Raw genomic sequence first — 16,564 nt, forward strand, 5'->3', positions numbered from 1 at the left:
GGATAATGAGAAAAAATCTATTTCGAAAAATTATTGATAATAAAGATTTAAAAAAACATATTATAGGTCAACATAAAAATCTATATTTTGATTATACAGCTTCAGGATTGGCTTTTGAGCCAATTGAAGCTCGTATAAATGAAGTTTTACAAACATATGCAAATACTCACTCAAAAGAAGCTTCTATGGCAGATACGACAAGTAACTACTTTGAAGAAGCAAGAGAAAATCTAAAAAAAATGTTTGAATTAAATGAAGAGTTCACTATCTTACCAAATGGATGTGGTGCAACTGCTGCTATTAAACATTTTCAAGAATTAATGGGTATTTATATTCCTCCTGCTACAAAGCATAGATTTAATATTAGTGTTGATAAGTCTAAACTTCCTTTAGTAATAGTTGGGCCTTATGAACACCATTCAAATGATATAAGCTATAGAGAAGCTTTATGTGAAACAATTAGAATCAATCTTGATAATAAAGGTTTAGTTGATTTAAATCATTTAAAAGAGGTTTTAGAAAATAATAAAAATAGAGAGATTATTGGAAGTTTTTGTATAGCTTCAAATGTTACTGGTATTATAAGTGATTATAAAGCTATTTCAAATCTTTTAAAAAAGTATAAGGCTACTGTTTGTTTTGATGCAGCAGCTAGTTCACCTTATATGAATGTAGATTGTAAATATTATGATGCACTATTTGTATCCCCTCATAAACTATTAGGTGGTCCTGGAAGTTGTGGACTTCTTATAATAAGAAAATCATTAATTAATAATGAAATAAGCCCTACTTTTGCAGGTGGTGGTACTGTTTTATATGTAAATAAAGATACTCAAGAGTATGATGAAAAAATAGAAAATAGAGAAAATGCAGGAACTCCAGGAATTTTACAATTTATTAGAGCTTCTCTTGCATATCAACTTAGAAATGAAGTTGGATTTGAATATATAAAAAATAGAAAAAATGAACTTACTGATTACTTTATAAATGAACTTAAAAAAATTGATGATATTATCATATATGGAAATTTAAAAGCTGAAAATATTGGTATTGTATCATTTAACATAAAAAATCTAAGTCCATATGATTTATGTGCAAAACTATCTAATATTTTTGGGGTACAAACTAGAGCTGGATGTTCTTGTGCAGGCCCTTATGGTCATGATTTATTAGGGATAGAAAAAATAGATTTAGAAAATAAACCTGGATGGGTTAGAGTATCAGTTCACTATACAATGGAAAAAGAGGATATTGATAACTTACTTCAAGCTATCAAAGATAGTATCAAATGATACTATCTTTATTCACAGTGTAACTCTTTAATTCTATCTAGTACTTCAAAAATCTTAGTTATATCATTTTCAACTTCTTGTGCTTTAGCTAATATTTCACTATTTTCTTTTCCTTGACCATAATAATCAACTGTTACTTGTACTTTTTCATGAATATCTTTATGTAGTTTTAATAACTCTTGCCACTCATTTGATTTAGCATATGGTTCATTTTTATGTTCATCTATCCATTTACCAAGTTTACAATTATGATGATTTACTACTTGAAAATCTGCACCAAGTTTGCATTTACAGAAATTCTCATTTTTAAATACTATATGGTCTGATTTTAATCTATTTAGAGTAAAAATCATAGCTGGGTCGCAAATTCTTTTCTTTGATTTTTCATTATATGTTGTACTACTAATAGCATTATCTAAGTTTTGTACTAAGTTTTGTGTATTTTGTGCCATTGAACTAATTTTTGTTGCAAGAGAAGCATTTTCTTGTGTTGCTTTATCTAGTGAGTTTACAGTATCATTAATTTGTGTTATAGCTGTTTGTTGTTCTTTTGACGCATTTGCAACTTCTGCTATTAATTCAATAGTTGTATTAATTGTTTCATCTAATTGGTTATAACCATTTAGCATTTTATCTGTAACTTCTTTACTTTGTTCTGCTTTTGTTGTAGCACTTTGTACTAACTCTTTAATCTCTTTTGCAGCTTCTGCACTTCTATTTGCTAAGTTTCTAACCTCTTGAGCAACAACTGCAAAACCTTTTCCAGCTTCTCCTGCTGTTGCTGCTTCAACTGCAGCATTTAAACTTAAGATATTTGTTTGAAATGCAATTTGGTCAATTACTGAGATTGCTTCATGAATTGATATAACCTCATTACTTAACTCTTCCATAGTATCAACAGTTAAGTGTGCAAGTTTTTTACCTTCATCATTTGATTTTGTAACTTCATTTGCATGTTGACTCATTTTTTGAGCATTTTCACTACTTTTAAAAATTGTTGATGTTATCTCTTCAATTGCAGCTGCTGTCTCTTCAAGACCTGCTGCTTGAATATTTGAAGATTCACTTAATCTACTTGAAGCTTGTGATAACTCATTTGAACTACTTGTTAACTTATAATTTGAATCGTCAATTAATGCCATTACTTCTGAGATAGTTGACTGAGTTACTTTTAATCCATCTAAAAGTGAAGCAATAAGACCTGTAACTCCATTTATTGATGGAACTTCAGTATCATATTTAGCATGAGAAAGTTCAACTAAGGTATCAGAAATAATGTTTAAATTTGTTCCTGTTTTTTCAATCATGTCATTTATAACATTAATAAGTAAAGCAACCTCTTTAGAGTTAGCCTCTTTTTTAATCTTATCATTAAAAAGACCAGCATTTACCTTTTCCATTACTACTCTTGCTTCATGAATAACTGCTTTATCTTTTAAAATACCCTCTTCTATTGAATCAAGATAAGAGTTAAAACTATTTACTACATCTCCAATTTCATCTTGATTTTTCACTTCTATATGTTTTGCATTTGAACTATTACTTCTAATATTATCAATTGCAGCTTTCAAGTTTTTAATTGGTACTATAATATTTGTTTTCATATTTAATAAAGAAATAATAAATGTAAGAATTAAAGCCACAACTAAAATTATAAGAGCTATAAAAATAAGATTTGTTGCTTTTTGTATAGCTTGATGTACCACATCATATGGTTTTGCAGAAATAGCTATACCTACATTTTTATCATTAAAATCTTTTATATTTATATATGTATAAGTGTATTTTTCACTACTAAGTAGTCTATTTTTCAATAATTTATCTAAATTAATAGTTTTTAAATCATTTAGAAAATCTTTTTTCATAAATTTTTGTGATATTAAAAACTTATTTCCTATAACTTTATTTTTATCTACATCAACAACTGCAAGTGACTTATTCATTAGAAGAATAAATCCTTCATTACTTTTATTAAAAGCTTTAGCAACTGAGTTAATACCTTGCATAAACTCTAAAGAACCAAGATGAGTACCTTCTTGTGAGAAAATTGGAACCACACTTCTTATACTTAATCCAGCCTTCCCTACTTCAAAAGTATTAACAGCTTTTTTAGTACTATTTACCTTAACTACACTTCTTCTAAAAGAGCTTAAATCATCACCAAATTTATTTGGTTTCCAACTTCTTAAAAAAGAGTGATTATTTTTTGTATGAATATGTACTTTTATATTTTTAAATGGTGTACTTGCCTTCATATTTGAAGATAATTTTTCAAGGGCTTTTATAGCTAAATCTCTATTATTTGTTGCTAATGCTTCTTTTATCATACTGTCATTTGCAATAGAGATTGCATTAGAAATACCTACATCAAACTTTGCTTTAATCCTATCCTTTGTACTTTTTGAGAGTTCATTTTCTATACTATTATAAACATCGTCAATTAGGGCATTTTTATAATGATTCAAAGTTAGATAACCTATTAACATTGCTAAAAATGTAACTGTAAGTGAGACCAAAGTAAATTTCTTTGAAATAGAAAAACTTTTCATATTATTTCCTTAAAAAAATTAGTTATTATTAGATAACAAACTTATGTTATTAATTATTATAGCTTCAATTCTCTTATATTAAATTAACTTTATAAATTTATTGTAAATTTATTTTTAGCTAATCATTATATTATTTAATTATAATAAATTTTATGAGACTCTTTATTTTTGCAACAATTTTTATAGCAGTGTTTGGTTTGATGAGTTTATATATCTCAAAAAGATTTATAAAAAAACTACATTTTAAAAAAAGATATAAAAACTACTTAAATTACTTTTTAGTTCTTAATCTTTTTGGTGTAGTTGGATATATGCTTTTTAGAAGATACCCTGTTATACCTAATGAGATATATTTTCTTCTTAGTGTTCCAATAGGAATAGTATTTTTACTCTTTTCAACAGCAGTTATATATGATATTTTTGCTTATTTAATTAATGTAAGTACAAAAAATGAAAAGAGAAGAGATTTCTTTAAAAGAAGCCTAGATATTGGTTCTGTTGCAATTGCAGGAACTATTAATGCAAAAGCCATGTATAACGCAAAGCATATAGAACTTGAAGAGGTTGATGTAAAAATAGCTGGCTTAAAGAAATCATACAATATAGTACAAATAAGTGATGTTCATATTGGTGGTTTAGTTGATAAAAAATTTATCTACTCTTTAGTTAAAAGAATAAATAGTCTAAATGCTGATATTGTTGTAATCACAGGAGATTTAGTTGACACAAATTTAAAGTATGCAAAAGAGGCATTAAATGAACTAAAAAAATTAAAGTCAACATATGGTAACTATTTTATTGTAGGTAACCATGAATATTTTCATAAAGTTGATAAAATAATCAATTATGTAAACTCTTTAGGTATTAAAGTTTTAGAAAATGAAAATATCTATATTGGACAAAAAGGCTTTGGATTTAACCTTGTAGGGGTTTATGATATATTTGGTCATAGATATGGCTCATATGTACCTGATATAAATATAGCTTTAAATGGTATAAAAAATGCACCAACAGTCCTATTAGCACATCAACCTAAATATGTTGAAGAGTTAAAATCAACAGAAAAAATTGATTTGATTTTAAGTGGACATACCCATGGAGGACAAATAGTTCCATTTAATCTTTTAGTTAAATTACAACAACCATATATTAAAGGTTTATACCAACATAATAAAACTACTCAAATTTATGTAAATAAAGGTACAGGATTTTGGGGACCACCTATGAGATTAGGTGCTAGTTCTGAAATAACTCTTTTAAAACTTAAGTCTATTGATTAATATCATTGTTTTTAGTTTGTAATTTATATAAGCTTTTATAAATTATAAAAAGAGCTAAAATGACAACTGAAAAATTTGAATTAGAAATTAACACGCTAAAAGAGTTTTTTGAACTTTATTGTAAAAACAATCATAAAAATATGAAAAGTTATACAAAAAATCTAACATATAAGAATAAAGAGTTTAAAATAGAACTAATATTGTGTGAAGAGTGTAAAGAAGATATTTTCTACTCTTTTGATAGATTACTTCAATGTCCCCATGAAATAAAACCAAGATGTAGGAAATGCCCAAAACCATGTTATGAAAAAAAACAATGGAAAAAAACTGCAAAGATTATGAAATATAGTGGAATACAATTGGGATTAAAAGCTATTAAATCAAAATTTAAAAAAATACTCAAGTAAAGAAGAACTTTACTTGAGTTACTCAAAAAATAGGCGCTATTATGTCATGTCTTATTTATTTAAAATGTACAAAAGGGTTACGCCAAAAATTTTGGCGTATATACTTAAAAGTATTAAATAATCTTTTTTATTCTCTATAAATTTACTTTTTAAGTTATTCATACACCTCCTTATTTGATTTCAATTACTTTTTTATGTTTATCTTCTGCTAATTTTGGAACTACTACTTCTAGTACTCCATCATTATAATTAGCATCAATATTCTCTTTATCTGCATTTTCTGGTAGAGTAAAACTTCTTGTAAACTTACCAAAAGATGTTTCTACTTTATAATAATCTTCTTCTTTTACTTCTTCTTTTGTTTTTCTTTCACCTGAGATTGTCAATATATCTTTATTTATATCTACTTTTATATTCTCTTTTTTTACACCAGGTAAATCAACATCAATATGATAAGCGAACTCTCCTTCTCTTGTATTAACCATAGGAACAAATCCACTTACACCTTCATTTTGAATTGGTTTATAAAATCTTTTTTCAAATTCCGCTAAATCTTTAAATGGGTCAAATCTTGTAAGTAACATTTTAATCTCCTTTATAAAATGCTTTCTTGATAATATCCTTATCAAGTTATTGGAATTATAACAAATATTTTTAGCACTTGTCAAGTCTTTTTGCTAATTTTCTAATATTTTTTAGCACTTTTTATATCAAAGTGCTAATTTTAGGGTATAAAAAAAGGAAAGAGTTTATACTCTTTCCTTCAAACTTTTACTAATAATTGTATTTATTCTGCAAATTTTGCTTTTTTTGCTGCTCTTTTTCTAGCTGTTGGGTCTAAATCTCTTTTTCTAATTCTAATAGAAACAGGAGTAACTTCAACAAGCTCATCATCTTCAATCCACTCTAAAGCACTCTCTAAAGTTAAATTTCTTGGTGGTACAAGTTTTATAGCATCATCACTACCACTTGCTCTTACATTTGTTAAAGCCTTACCTTTAATTGGATTTACATCCAAATCGTTTGACTTTGCATGTTCACCAACTACCATACCAATATAAACTTTATCTTGAGGCTTAATATACATTACACCTCTATCTTGTAAATTGAAGATTGAGTAACCTAATGCTTCTCCATTTTCCATAGAAACTAATGCACCATGTTTTCTAGATTCAACTACTCCAGAATGAGGTCTAAAATCTAAAAATGAGTGGTTCATAACACCCTCACCTTTTGTATCAGTTAAGAATTCAGTTCTAATACCAATAAGTCCACGTGCTGGAATTTCAAACTCTAATCTTGTAAATCCTGCACCCATTGGCACCATATTTGTCATATTAGCTTTTCTTTTTCCAAGTTTTTCTATAATTGTTCCAGAATAATCATCAGGAGTATCAATTACTAAGTGCTCAAATGGCTCTAATGTTACACCATTTTCTTCTTTAGTAATTACTTCAGGTCTTCCAATAGAGAATTCAAAACCTTCTCTTCTCATATTTTCAGCTAAAATTGTAATTTGAAGTTCACCTCTTCCGTTAACTTTAAATTTACCCTCACCAATTTGCTCATAATTCATAGCAATATTAGTATTCATTTCAGCTTCTAGTCTTTCATCTATTTTATTTGAAGTTACATATTTACCTTCAGTTCCAGCTAATGGAGAGTCATTAACTGCAAATGTAACTGAAAGTGTTGGCTCTTCAATATGCATAGGGTCAAGTGGCATTGGATTAGTTGGGTCACAAAGAGAATCACCAACATCAATAGTTTCAAAACCTGCAACTGCAACAATATCACCAGCACCTGCTTGTTTTACTTCAATTCTATCAAGTCCTTTAAAACCAATAAGTTTTGTAACTCTTCCTTTAACTTTTTCTCCATCTGCTTTACATAAAAGAACTGTTTCTCCTTGAGAAATTGTTCCATTAAATATTCTTGCAATACCAATCTTTCCAATAAAGTTATCATAATCTAATGTAAATACTTGTAATTGAAGTCCATTTTCTTCACTACCATTTGGTTTTGGAACTTCATTTAATATAGTTTCAAATAGAGGTTTTAAATCTTTTTTCTCATCTTCTAATTCATGCATAGCATAACCATCTCTAGCTGCTGCATAAATTACAGGAAATTCAAGTTGTTCATCTGTTGCATCCATTTGTGCAAAAAGGTCAAATACTTCATCTACAACTCTATCAGGCTCACCTGCTGGTTTATCAATTTTATTTACAACAACAATTGGTCTATGTCCTAATTGAAGAGTCTTTTTTACAACGAATTTAGTTTGAGGCATAACTCCTTCTTGTGCATCAACAAGAAGCAATACAGAGTCAACCATCTTTAAAACCCTCTCAACTTCTCCACCAAAATCAGCATGGCCTGGAGTATCAATAATATTAATTCTTACACCTTCATAATCAATAGCAGTGTTTTTAGAAAGAATTGTAATTCCTCTTTCTTTTTCAATATCATTGTTATCCATAACTCTTTCATCTACTTCTTGGTGTGCAGAAAAAGTTCCAGACTGTTTTAGTAATTCATCAACAAGGGTAGTTTTACCATGGTCAACGTGCGCAATAACTGCAATGTTTCTAATATCTCTCATTTACTCTCTTTAAAGTTAATTTTCCGCGATTATACTAAAACTTTACTTAAATTAAGTGCTTTTTCAAAAATTACTTTTATATGAATAAAAATTCATTTTTAATTCATAAAGTGTTCATTAAAAGTTGATAAATTTCATAAACAATTTAAAAAGGAAAAAAATGCCACATGCAATTAAAGCCATAAAAGCAAATAGGCTAAAAACATCACTTATCATATTAAGTTTGGTTTTCTCTATTACTTCAATCTTTTTAATCACTTCAATTTCAAATGGGGTGATTTCTATGTATTCTTCAATGCTAAAAAGTGATGGAGACATAATCATTACTCAAAAAAATATCTCTGATACTTTTTTTTCAAATGTAGATATTAAACTAATTGAAAAAATAAAAACTTTAGATGAAGTTACAAAAGCTTCAGCTCTTATAGTAGCAGCTTCAATGGTCGAAGAACTTCCTATTGTTGCTATTTACGGTGTTACAAAAAATAGATTTGAAAACTACAATTTAATAAAGGGTGCTTATCCAAAAGAGAATGAAGTTCTTCTAGGAAAATCAATATATGAAAACCTAGATAAAAAAGATGAGATAAAACTTTCAAACAAAGTTTTTAAAGTAGCAGGTGTTTTTGAAAGCTCTATTGGTTTTGAAAATGGAGGTGCTGTTTTAAATATAAATGATGCTAGTAAAATCTTTAATAAAAGTGCATCTATGATTATGGTTAACTGTAAAATAGATACAGATATTGAAAAACTTGCACTAAAAATAAATCTTTTTGATAAAGAGATTGAAGCAAAGTCAACAAGGAATTTTGTTGATAATTACAACCAATTTAAGATAATCAAAACTTCATCAAATGTGATTTCATTTATATCTTTTTGTATGGAGCTTTTAACAATTACTTCAATTTTAAGTATCACTATAAATCAAAGAAAAAGCGAATTTGGTATTAAAAGAGCTATAGGAATTTCTATGAAGAAAATAATTTTTCAAATAGTTAATGAAGCTCTTATCTTAGGGGTTTTAGGTTTTTTTATGGCTTTAATACTTTCAAACCTTGCACTATTTCTTATAAAAAACAACTCATTTTTACAAGGTTATGTTAATGGTGAGATTTCACTAGAGATAACTATTTTTATCTTCTTTACAACTCTTACAATCTCTATTTTAGGTTCTATTTTTCCTGCTTTAAATGCTTCAAAAACAGACCCAATTGTTTTAATCCAAGGAGATAAAATATGATTACTTTAAAAGATGTTATCAAAAAGTATGATAGAGATTTTGCATTAAAAAATGTAAATCTAAATATCAAAAAAGGTTCTTTTGTAGCTATTACAGGGGAGAGTGGAAGTGGAAAAACTACTTTACTTTCTATTTTATCAACTCTTCTTAAACCAAACTCTGGAGAGATTGTTTTTGAAGATACAGAATATAAAGAGATTAAAGATATTGATAAATTTAGACAAATGAACATTGGATTTGTTTTTCAGTTTCACTATTTAATAAACTATTTAAATGTAAAAGAAAATATTCTTCTTGCAAATGAAAAAGCAAGTGATAAAGAAATAGATGAACTTCTTACTATCTTAGAAATACAAAAACTAAAAAACTATTATCCAAATGAAATTTCAGGGGGACAAAGACAAAGAGTTGCTATTGCAAGGGCTTTAATAAACCGTCCAAAAGTGATTTTTGCCGATGAGCCAACTGGAAACTTAGATTCAAAAAACTCTTTAAATGTTTTTAATCTTTTTAAATCACTTTCAAATAATGGAGTAACAATAGTTGTTGCAACCCACGATAAAGAGTTAGCAAAACTTGCTGATATAACATTGGAGGTAAAAGATGGGCAACTTTAATATTTTTATAGAAAAACAGTTTAGAATCTCTTTACTATTTTTCTTTTTAGGTCTGTTTTTTGGTATTTTATACTCTGTAAATTTACTTGGGGTATTTATTGATTCAACAACATTAAACCCAGTAAATATAAGAAGTTTACATATTTCACTTATGCTTTATGGTTTTATTCCACTTATGCTTTCATATTTACCATTTTTACTTATAAATAAAGAAGTGGGTTCTTGTAAAGATGGACTTTTTTATTTAAATCTATATACTATCTTTTGGTATATCTTTTTAATCTTTATGATTTCTTCACTACTTTTTGGGAACACAAGAGGTTTAGCTTTTTATGATTTTCCATATGAATTAAACTTTATTTTAAGTCTTGCTGGAGTTTTTTATATCATAGCTTTATATAAATTTATCAAGCAGTACGGAGTAAAACCTTTATGGGTTAAAGTATCTTTATATATTGTTTTAACTGCTCCTTTTGCACTTTTAGTTCTTATGAATCCTACAATTGGACAAGTTGAAAAAACAGTTACAGGTCCTCATGGTGATAATACACTTGGAATGAGTTTTGCATTAATTCCAATTTACTTTTTAATCATCAAACTTCTAAGCCAAAATGAGTTTAAAGCTAGATGGAATATCCTTTGGATTACTCCTTTATTTTTTTATATCATCTCAGTTCTTTATAGAAGTTTTATAGGAGAGCTAACTTATAACCAAGAGTGGTTTTTCCAATACCTTACTTTACTTTATGTGCCACTTTTATATAGATGGTATAAAGATGCAAAGATAGAGAAGTATGCAAAACTTGCACTTCTTATCTCTATAGCTTCATTTCTTTTTGTGGATATTGAAGGGAATATTCTATTTATTCCAGAAATAAGATGGTTATTTCATAGAAATGATTTAATTGTAGCCCATGCTCATGTTGCTATGGGAATCTCTGTTTTCTTTATGGTTATTTCAATGTTTGTTTCACATATCAAAGAGCTTCAAACACTAAAGTTTTATAGTTTTTATCTTTTTGGTCTTATAGGAATTTTCACTGTTTTATCTCTAAGTGGTTTTGTTCAAGCAGGAATTTTAAAAGCTTCTATTCATAACTTTTGGATTGCAAGAACTATCTTTGGGATATTTGCTTTTCTTTCAGTTTTAGCCTTTGTAAATATAAAGTTCAAACTTACAAACTTACAAAAGTATAACCTTTTTGGCTTTTTAAATGATGGTTTAGGAGGAGTGTTTTTAATCTTTCTTGCTAGTTTTATCTATCCAAGTTTAAACTTTAGTTTTGAAGGGAAATATGAATATATCGTTTTTGCTTTTGTAAGTATGACTGGACTTATTCACTTCTTAGCATTAAAGTATAAAGAGTATGAATCAATTCTTACAAAATTAACTGTTTTTATTAGAGTTTTTATAAGTTCATTATTTTTCTCACTTTATACAGCTGGAACTTTAGAAATTGTTGCACTATTTATATCAGCCTTTGATATTTCAATGGTGGTTTTTTACCTACTTTATTTTTATAAAAAGGAGCAGTTATGCAAAAATTAGCCCTAGTATTTTTTATTGCTTTTGAGTTATGTTACTACTTACTTATAGCACAAACAGGTATTGTTGAGCATTTAGCCTCAAATATCTTTGTTATAGCCCCTCTTCCTATTGGAGGAGTTATTGGTTCAATATTAAGTTTTTATATTAAGACATCAAATAAAAATAAGATATTTTCATTTTTACTTCTACAATTAGCAGTTAGTTTTTTCTATCCAAATTTAAATGCCTTACTTCTATTTATACTTGGAATAAGTGTTGGGGCTTTAGCACCGTTATTAATAAATGAGCTAAAAAAAGCTTCAAATATACAATTGGGTTTTGCCCTAGCTATTTCATATGCTTTAGGAACTTTTCTTTTCACATATGAAGCTTCACAAAGAGGCTCAATTGCAATTGCTTTTACTATAATTGCTCTACTTTCATCACTATTTATAAATCAAAAAGAGCATAAAGATTTAATAAGTAATAACTACTCATACTCACTATTTGTGATGGTTTTATGGATTTTCCTTGACTCAACTTTATTTGAAACACTTTCAAGGGATTTAAGTACTTCTATTTGGAGAGATGGTTTTACTTTAGAGATAATTGTTTTTCATCTAATTGGAGTAGTAAGTGCATTTTATATCAAGATGGAAAAAACACAAAAAGAGCTTCTTATCTTAACTCTTTTTGCCCTTTCATATCTATTTTATTTCCTACATGAAGGTTTTATTTTATCACTTGTTTATCCTTTTGTAATCTCTCTTTACAACGTAGTAATACTTCAAACTATTGTAAAAAAAGATTTAAAAACACTAGGTATTTATATGGTATTTATTGGATGGGCTGCATCAGGAGCTGGATTATTTGTAGCTTTAGAAAATCTAACATATTTTGTTCCAGTTATATTCTTAGTTTGCTTAATCAAAATTCTAACAACACAACAAACACAAAAAAAGGAGTTACCATGGCTAAATTAGTATTTACATTAATATTTGCAGCACTTTTAAGTTCAGCAAATGCTCAAAATCTACAGTTTGTAGATGGAGAAATAAAAGCCCACACGGAAGTTTTTGGAGATAGAAATATCAATCCATTTACAAAAGATATCTCTTCACATTTATCAATTGATAATAGTATTGATTCATTAAAAGGAACTATCTCTTTAACAACTTTTTCACTTCATAGTGACAATGAAAAAAGAGATTTACATATGTATGAAAGTTTACACTCAAAAGCTTTTCCTCAAATCTCTTTTAGATTAGATTCAATAGAAAAACTTGATAATAGTTTTTTAATCAAAGGTTTTCTTACTTTAAATGGTTTAGAAAAAGAGGTTAGTTCCCTTGCACAAATAGAAGATAAAAACAATCACTTAGTTTTAGATGGAAGTTTTTCTATTAAATTAACATCATTTAATCTTGAACCACCAAGAATGCTTTTCTTAACAGTTAGAGATCAAATAGATATCTCTTATCATTTAGATTATATAAAAGGATAGATTTATGAAAAAAATTATTCTACTTCTTTCTTTAGTACTTTGTGCTTTTTCACAAGAACTACTTGTAAATGAAAAAATATCTAATTTCTCTTTGGCTAATCAATTTGATGAGAAGAAAACAATTGATGAAAAGGTACAAACAATAATTGTCTCTTTTGAAAAAGGAACAGGAAAAGAGGTAAATGAATTCTTAGAGGAAAAAAATCCAGATTTCCTTGAAAATCACAATGCTATTTTTATAGCAAATATTTCAGGAATGCCTATGTTTATTACAAAGATGTTTGCTCTTCCTAAAATGAAGAACTATAAACATGAGATTCTTCTTATCTATGATGAAAAAGATAATAGGTTTAAAGCAAAAGAAGGAATGTCAACTTTATATGAACTTGAAGATGGTGTAATAAAAAGTATCAAGTTTATTTCAAAAGATGAGTTAGAAAAAGTTTTCCTATGAAACTACCTAGATTAGAGATAAAAAACCTTAAAGTTGAAAGTGAGAATTTGTATGGTTTGCAAATTCTTCACTTAAGTGATTTACATATAAATAAAAAAACAAAAGTAGAAGATATAAATAATCTTGTATCTTTTTGTGATAAATTAAAATATGATTTCTTAGCACTTACAGGAGATATTATTGATTGTAAACCAAATAAAATAATACCTCAGCTTGAAGCCTTAAATCTTTTAAAAGGGGTATTTTATGTAAGTGGTAACCATGATTTGTTTTATGGAATAAAAAAGCTAAAAGCTCTTTTATCAAACTTTACTTTTTTAGATAATAAAACTACTTTTATAAGATACCAAAACAGAGATATCGCCCTAGCTGGAATAAGTGATAGATTCTCAAAGTTTTTTAAAATAAAAAGAGAAGAAAAAAAAGTCTTTGAGTTTTTAAAAAACAATAAAGACACAATCTTACTTGCTCACCAACCAAAAGATTACTCTTTAGCAGTAAATTCAAATACTAAACTTTTTTTATGTGGACATACTCACGGAGGTCAGGTTTTCCCTTTCCATTATTTTGTAAAGCTTTTCCAACCTTTTTTAGCAGGAGTTTTTTATAAAAAAGACACTTGTATTTACGTAAACAAAGGCTTAGGAACTTGGGGTATTGATTTTAGATATAAAGCAGACAGTGAAATAACTCTTTTAAAATTAATAAATAATTAGTATTCATATTATATTCATATTTTTGTACTATAATTTATTTATGAAAATTTTAATTATAGAAGATGATGAAAAAATCATAAACTTTTTAAAAAAAGGTCTTGAAGAAGAGTCTTATAGTGTAGATTACTCTTTAAATGGAGATGAGGGTATTTACTTAGCTAGTGTAAATGACTATGACTTAATACTTCTTGATATCATGCTTCCTATTAAAGATGGCATTAAAGTATGTAAAACTCTTAGGGCTGACGGTATTAATACTCCTATTATAATGCTTACAGCAAAAGACTCTATTGAAGATAAGATAAAAGGCTTAGATATTGGAGCAAATGATTATTTAGCTAAACCTTTTTCATTTAGTGAACTACTTGCTAGAATAAGAGTACAACTAAGAGCTACTAATCAAAATCAAACTACTCTTAAACTAGCTGATTTAGAATTAGATTTACTTACTAAAACAGCAAAAAGAGGTGAAGACACTATAAATCTTACTGCAAAAGAGTTTGCACTTTTAGAGTATCTAATAAAAAACCAAAACAAAGTTCTATCAGAAAGTGTTATTAGTTCTTCATTAAGTAATATGGATGATATGAACATGAGTAATGTGGTAAATGTATATATCTATAGACTAAGAAATAAAATTGATAAACCATATGAAAAGAAACTTATCAAAACAATTAGAGGCTTAGGGTTTAAAATAAGTGATGACTAATCTATCTATTAAAAGAAAACTTCTTATTTATAATATCTTTATACAAGTATTAATCTTAATGCTTTTCTCTTTTTCTATTTATAAAACATTAGAAGTATCATCAAAGGATAAGTTAGAAGCTACTTTAAAAGTGATTTTACTTGATATTGCAGACGATATTATAGAGCATAAAAAAGAGCTTACTACAAGAGAGTTTGATGAGGAAAAAGAGTATAAGTTTGAGCCTTTATATATTAGACTTTTAAAAGAAGAAAATAGATACAAAGAGATAAAGAATACAAACTTCCCAAATGATATAAAAACAGAAGATAACTATCTAAAAGCTCTTACTTTAAACTATATAGATTTTGAATACCAAGAGCACTATATAATTAGTAGACTAAAGATCCAAATGGATAAAAAAAATTATGTTCTTGAAGTTGCTACAAACTTCTCAACCATAAACTCAACTTTGGAAAACCTAATTTACATTTTATTGTTTATTGTTCCTGTTATTTTAGTTTTATCTATTATTGGTGGATACTTCTTAATATATAAATCTTTTTTACCTATTGAAAAACTACTTCAAAACCTAAAAAATATAAATGCAAGTGATTTATCAAAAAGATTAGAATCAAAAAACAAAAATGATGAAATAGATTTACTTTCACAAGAGATAAACAATCTTTTACAAAGACTTGAAATCTCTTTTGATAAGGTTTCACAGTTTAGTTCTGATGCTTCCCATGAACTTAAAACACCCCTTACTATTATTAGAGGCGAAATAGAGATAGCCCTTAGAAAAGATAGAAGTTCAAATGAATATAAAGATACTTTAACAAACTGCTTAGATGAACTTATTACTATACAGCAAACAATAGATGATTTACTATTTTTAGCTAAAAATGAGCATGAAGTATTAGAACAAAATGAAGAAGAGATATACTTAGATGAGGTCTCACTTGAAGCTTATAAAGAGATGCAAACCTTTGCAAAACTAAAAAATATCAAACTTGAATGTCAAATAAAAGAACCTCTACAAATCAAAGGTCACCATAAATTACTAAAAATAGCTATAAAAAATATTTTAAAAAATGCTATTACTTTTAGTCATGAAAACTCAACAGTTACTATTTCAAACTATCAAGATAAAGATAATCAAGTTATTTGTATAGAAGATAAAGGAATTGGTATTTCAAAAGAAGACCAAGAAAAAATATTCGATAAATTTTATAGAACAGATAAAAGTAGAAATAAAGAGTCTGGGGGAACTGGACTTGGAATGTCTATTGTAGAAAAGATTGTGAAAACTCACAAAGGAGAAATAAAACTTCAAAGTGAAGAGAATCTTGGAACAAAAGTATATTTTATATTCAAATTTTTAAATTAATTAAAATTATATTTAAAATATATACTTTATAAAAATTTAATATTTTAAAATAGAAAAATACAGTTCTATTATTATTCATAAAATAAGGTTTTATAAATTATTTTAAGACTTTTAAGTTATTTAATTTTATTATTTTTTCTTATAGTATTTTTATATTATTTTTAAAATTTTTCCTAAAAAAGGTGTTTTAAAACATAAATGGTAAAAAATATTTTACCATTTTTTAATATATATTAAAGTTATTTTTGCTAATATTTTAATCAGATTTGTGGTACAAATTGACATCTTGACAAA

General features: G+C 27.0%; 15 protein-coding genes. 12 read left to right on the forward strand and 3 right to left on the reverse strand.

Features of this window, described 5'->3' with window-relative positions; all coding sequences use genetic code 11:
• Positions 1 to 5: 5 nt before the first annotated feature.
• Positions 6 to 1,292 (forward strand): aminotransferase class V-fold PLP-dependent enzyme, encoded by a 1,287-nt coding sequence (locus CP960_RS10855; protein ID WP_101185517.1) that lies wholly within the window; start codon positions 6 to 8, stop codon positions 1,290 to 1,292.
• An 8-nt stretch (positions 1,293 to 1,300) separates the two neighbouring features.
• Here the strand turns inward: CP960_RS10855 and CP960_RS10860 are convergent, their stop codons facing one another.
• Complete coding sequence (locus CP960_RS10860) at positions 1,301 to 3,841, reverse strand: methyl-accepting chemotaxis protein (RefSeq protein WP_101185518.1); 2,541 nt, start codon at positions 3,839 to 3,841, stop codon at positions 1,301 to 1,303.
• Positions 3,842 to 3,993: 152 nt separating this feature from the next.
• Between CP960_RS10860 and CP960_RS10865 the strand changes: the two genes are divergently transcribed.
• Together CP960_RS10865 and CP960_RS10870 are read left to right on the forward strand one after the other, a co-directional pair.
• On the forward strand, positions 3,994 to 5,121 hold the full coding sequence (locus tag CP960_RS10865) for a metallophosphoesterase (RefSeq protein ID WP_101185519.1): 1,128 nt from the start codon (positions 3,994 to 3,996) through the stop codon (positions 5,119 to 5,121).
• 59 nt (positions 5,122 to 5,180) lie between these two features.
• Entirely contained in the window at positions 5,181 to 5,528 is a 348-nt protein-coding gene (locus CP960_RS10870) for a nitrous oxide-stimulated promoter family protein (RefSeq protein ID WP_101185520.1), read from the forward strand.
• Positions 5,529 to 5,698: 170 nt separating this feature from the next.
• Here the strand turns inward: CP960_RS10870 and CP960_RS10875 are convergent, their stop codons facing one another.
• Both CP960_RS10875 and typA read right to left on the reverse strand, forming a co-directional pair.
• Positions 5,699 to 6,112: an Hsp20/alpha crystallin family protein gene (locus CP960_RS10875; protein ID WP_101185521.1), complete on the reverse strand. Its 414-nt coding sequence runs from the start codon at positions 6,110 to 6,112 to the stop codon at positions 5,699 to 5,701.
• A 203-nt stretch (positions 6,113 to 6,315) separates the two neighbouring features.
• On the reverse strand, positions 6,316 to 8,133 hold the full coding sequence (gene typA, locus CP960_RS10880) for a translational GTPase TypA (RefSeq protein WP_101185522.1): 1,818 nt from the start codon (positions 8,131 to 8,133) through the stop codon (positions 6,316 to 6,318).
• Between the two features lie 160 nt (positions 8,134 to 8,293).
• On the opposite strand from typA, the gene CP960_RS10885 reads away from it, so the two are divergent.
• From CP960_RS10885 to CP960_RS10925, 9 genes are read left to right on the forward strand one after another with little or no spacing between them, the layout of a single operon-like run.
• On the forward strand, positions 8,294 to 9,373 hold the full coding sequence (locus CP960_RS10885; RefSeq protein ID WP_101185523.1) for an ABC transporter permease: 1,080 nt from the start codon (positions 8,294 to 8,296) through the stop codon (positions 9,371 to 9,373).
• On the forward strand, positions 9,370 to 9,990 hold the full coding sequence (locus tag CP960_RS10890; RefSeq protein ID WP_101185524.1) for an ABC transporter ATP-binding protein: 621 nt from the start codon (positions 9,370 to 9,372) through the stop codon (positions 9,988 to 9,990). Before CP960_RS10885 ends, CP960_RS10890 begins: the two co-directional genes overlap by 4 nt.
• On the forward strand, positions 9,977 to 11,539 hold the full coding sequence (locus tag CP960_RS10895) for a hypothetical protein (RefSeq protein WP_101185525.1): 1,563 nt from the start codon (positions 9,977 to 9,979) through the stop codon (positions 11,537 to 11,539). The genes CP960_RS10890 and CP960_RS10895 overlap by 14 nt, the downstream gene beginning before the upstream one ends.
• On the forward strand, positions 11,527 to 12,501 hold the full coding sequence (locus tag CP960_RS10900) for a hypothetical protein (RefSeq protein WP_101185526.1): 975 nt from the start codon (positions 11,527 to 11,529) through the stop codon (positions 12,499 to 12,501). Before CP960_RS10895 ends, CP960_RS10900 begins: the two co-directional genes overlap by 13 nt.
• On the forward strand, positions 12,489 to 13,022 hold the full coding sequence (locus tag CP960_RS10905; RefSeq protein WP_101185527.1) for a YceI family protein: 534 nt from the start codon (positions 12,489 to 12,491) through the stop codon (positions 13,020 to 13,022). The genes CP960_RS10900 and CP960_RS10905 overlap by 13 nt, the downstream gene beginning before the upstream one ends.
• A gap of 4 nt (positions 13,023 to 13,026) precedes the next feature.
• A complete protein-coding gene (locus CP960_RS10910) occupies positions 13,027 to 13,476 on the forward strand; it encodes a hypothetical protein (protein ID WP_101185528.1) in 450 nt (149 codons plus the stop codon).
• Entirely contained in the window at positions 13,473 to 14,192 is a 720-nt protein-coding gene (locus CP960_RS10915; protein WP_101185529.1) for a metallophosphoesterase, read from the forward strand. The genes CP960_RS10910 and CP960_RS10915 overlap by 4 nt, the downstream gene beginning before the upstream one ends.
• Positions 14,193 to 14,232: 40 nt before the next feature.
• A complete protein-coding gene (locus CP960_RS10920) occupies positions 14,233 to 14,901 on the forward strand; it encodes a response regulator (protein ID WP_101185530.1) in 669 nt (222 codons plus the stop codon).
• A complete protein-coding gene (locus CP960_RS10925) occupies positions 14,894 to 16,270 on the forward strand; it encodes a sensor histidine kinase (RefSeq protein WP_228152067.1) in 1,377 nt (458 codons plus the stop codon). The genes CP960_RS10920 and CP960_RS10925 overlap by 8 nt, the downstream gene beginning before the upstream one ends.
• The last annotated feature ends 294 nt before the right edge of the window (positions 16,271 to 16,564 follow it).

It is taken from the genome of Malaciobacter halophilus (assembly GCF_002837275.1).
In the GTDB taxonomy this organism is placed as follows: Bacteria; Campylobacterota; Campylobacteria; order Campylobacterales; family Arcobacteraceae; genus Malaciobacter; species Malaciobacter halophilus.

What these genes read in the sequence shown, in the direction of transcription:
- CP960_RS10910 (WP_101185528.1), top strand. Translation starts at nt 13,027, where the DNA reads ATGAAAAAAATTATTCTACTTCTTTCTTTAGTACTTTGTGCTTTTTCA.
- CP960_RS10865 (WP_101185519.1), top strand. Translation starts at nt 3,994, where the DNA reads ATGAGACTCTTTATTTTTGCAACAATTTTTATAGCAGTGTTTGGTTTG.
- CP960_RS10920 (WP_101185530.1), top strand. Translation starts at nt 14,233, where the DNA reads ATGAAAATTTTAATTATAGAAGATGATGAAAAAATCATAAACTTTTTA.
- typA (WP_101185522.1), bottom strand. Translation starts at nt 8,133, where the DNA reads ATGAGAGATATTAGAAACATTGCAGTTATTGCGCACGTTGACCATGGT.
- CP960_RS10885 (WP_101185523.1), top strand. Translation starts at nt 8,294, where the DNA reads ATGCCACATGCAATTAAAGCCATAAAAGCAAATAGGCTAAAAACATCA.
- CP960_RS10915 (WP_101185529.1), top strand. Translation starts at nt 13,473, where the DNA reads ATGAAACTACCTAGATTAGAGATAAAAAACCTTAAAGTTGAAAGTGAG.
- CP960_RS10895 (WP_101185525.1), top strand. Translation starts at nt 9,977, where the DNA reads ATGGGCAACTTTAATATTTTTATAGAAAAACAGTTTAGAATCTCTTTA.
- CP960_RS10855 (WP_101185517.1), top strand. Translation starts at nt 6, where the DNA reads ATGAGAAAAAATCTATTTCGAAAAATTATTGATAATAAAGATTTAAAA.
- CP960_RS10875 (WP_101185521.1), bottom strand. Translation starts at nt 6,112, where the DNA reads ATGTTACTTACAAGATTTGACCCATTTAAAGATTTAGCGGAATTTGAA.
- CP960_RS10900 (WP_101185526.1), top strand. Translation starts at nt 11,527, where the DNA reads ATGCAAAAATTAGCCCTAGTATTTTTTATTGCTTTTGAGTTATGTTAC.
- CP960_RS10860 (WP_101185518.1), bottom strand. Translation starts at nt 3,841, where the DNA reads ATGAAAAGTTTTTCTATTTCAAAGAAATTTACTTTGGTCTCACTTACA.
- CP960_RS10890 (WP_101185524.1), top strand. Translation starts at nt 9,370, where the DNA reads ATGATTACTTTAAAAGATGTTATCAAAAAGTATGATAGAGATTTTGCA.
- CP960_RS10905 (WP_101185527.1), top strand. Translation starts at nt 12,489, where the DNA reads ATGGCTAAATTAGTATTTACATTAATATTTGCAGCACTTTTAAGTTCA.
- CP960_RS10925 (WP_228152067.1), top strand. Translation starts at nt 14,894, where the DNA reads ATGACTAATCTATCTATTAAAAGAAAACTTCTTATTTATAATATCTTT.
- CP960_RS10870 (WP_101185520.1), top strand. Translation starts at nt 5,181, where the DNA reads ATGACAACTGAAAAATTTGAATTAGAAATTAACACGCTAAAAGAGTTT.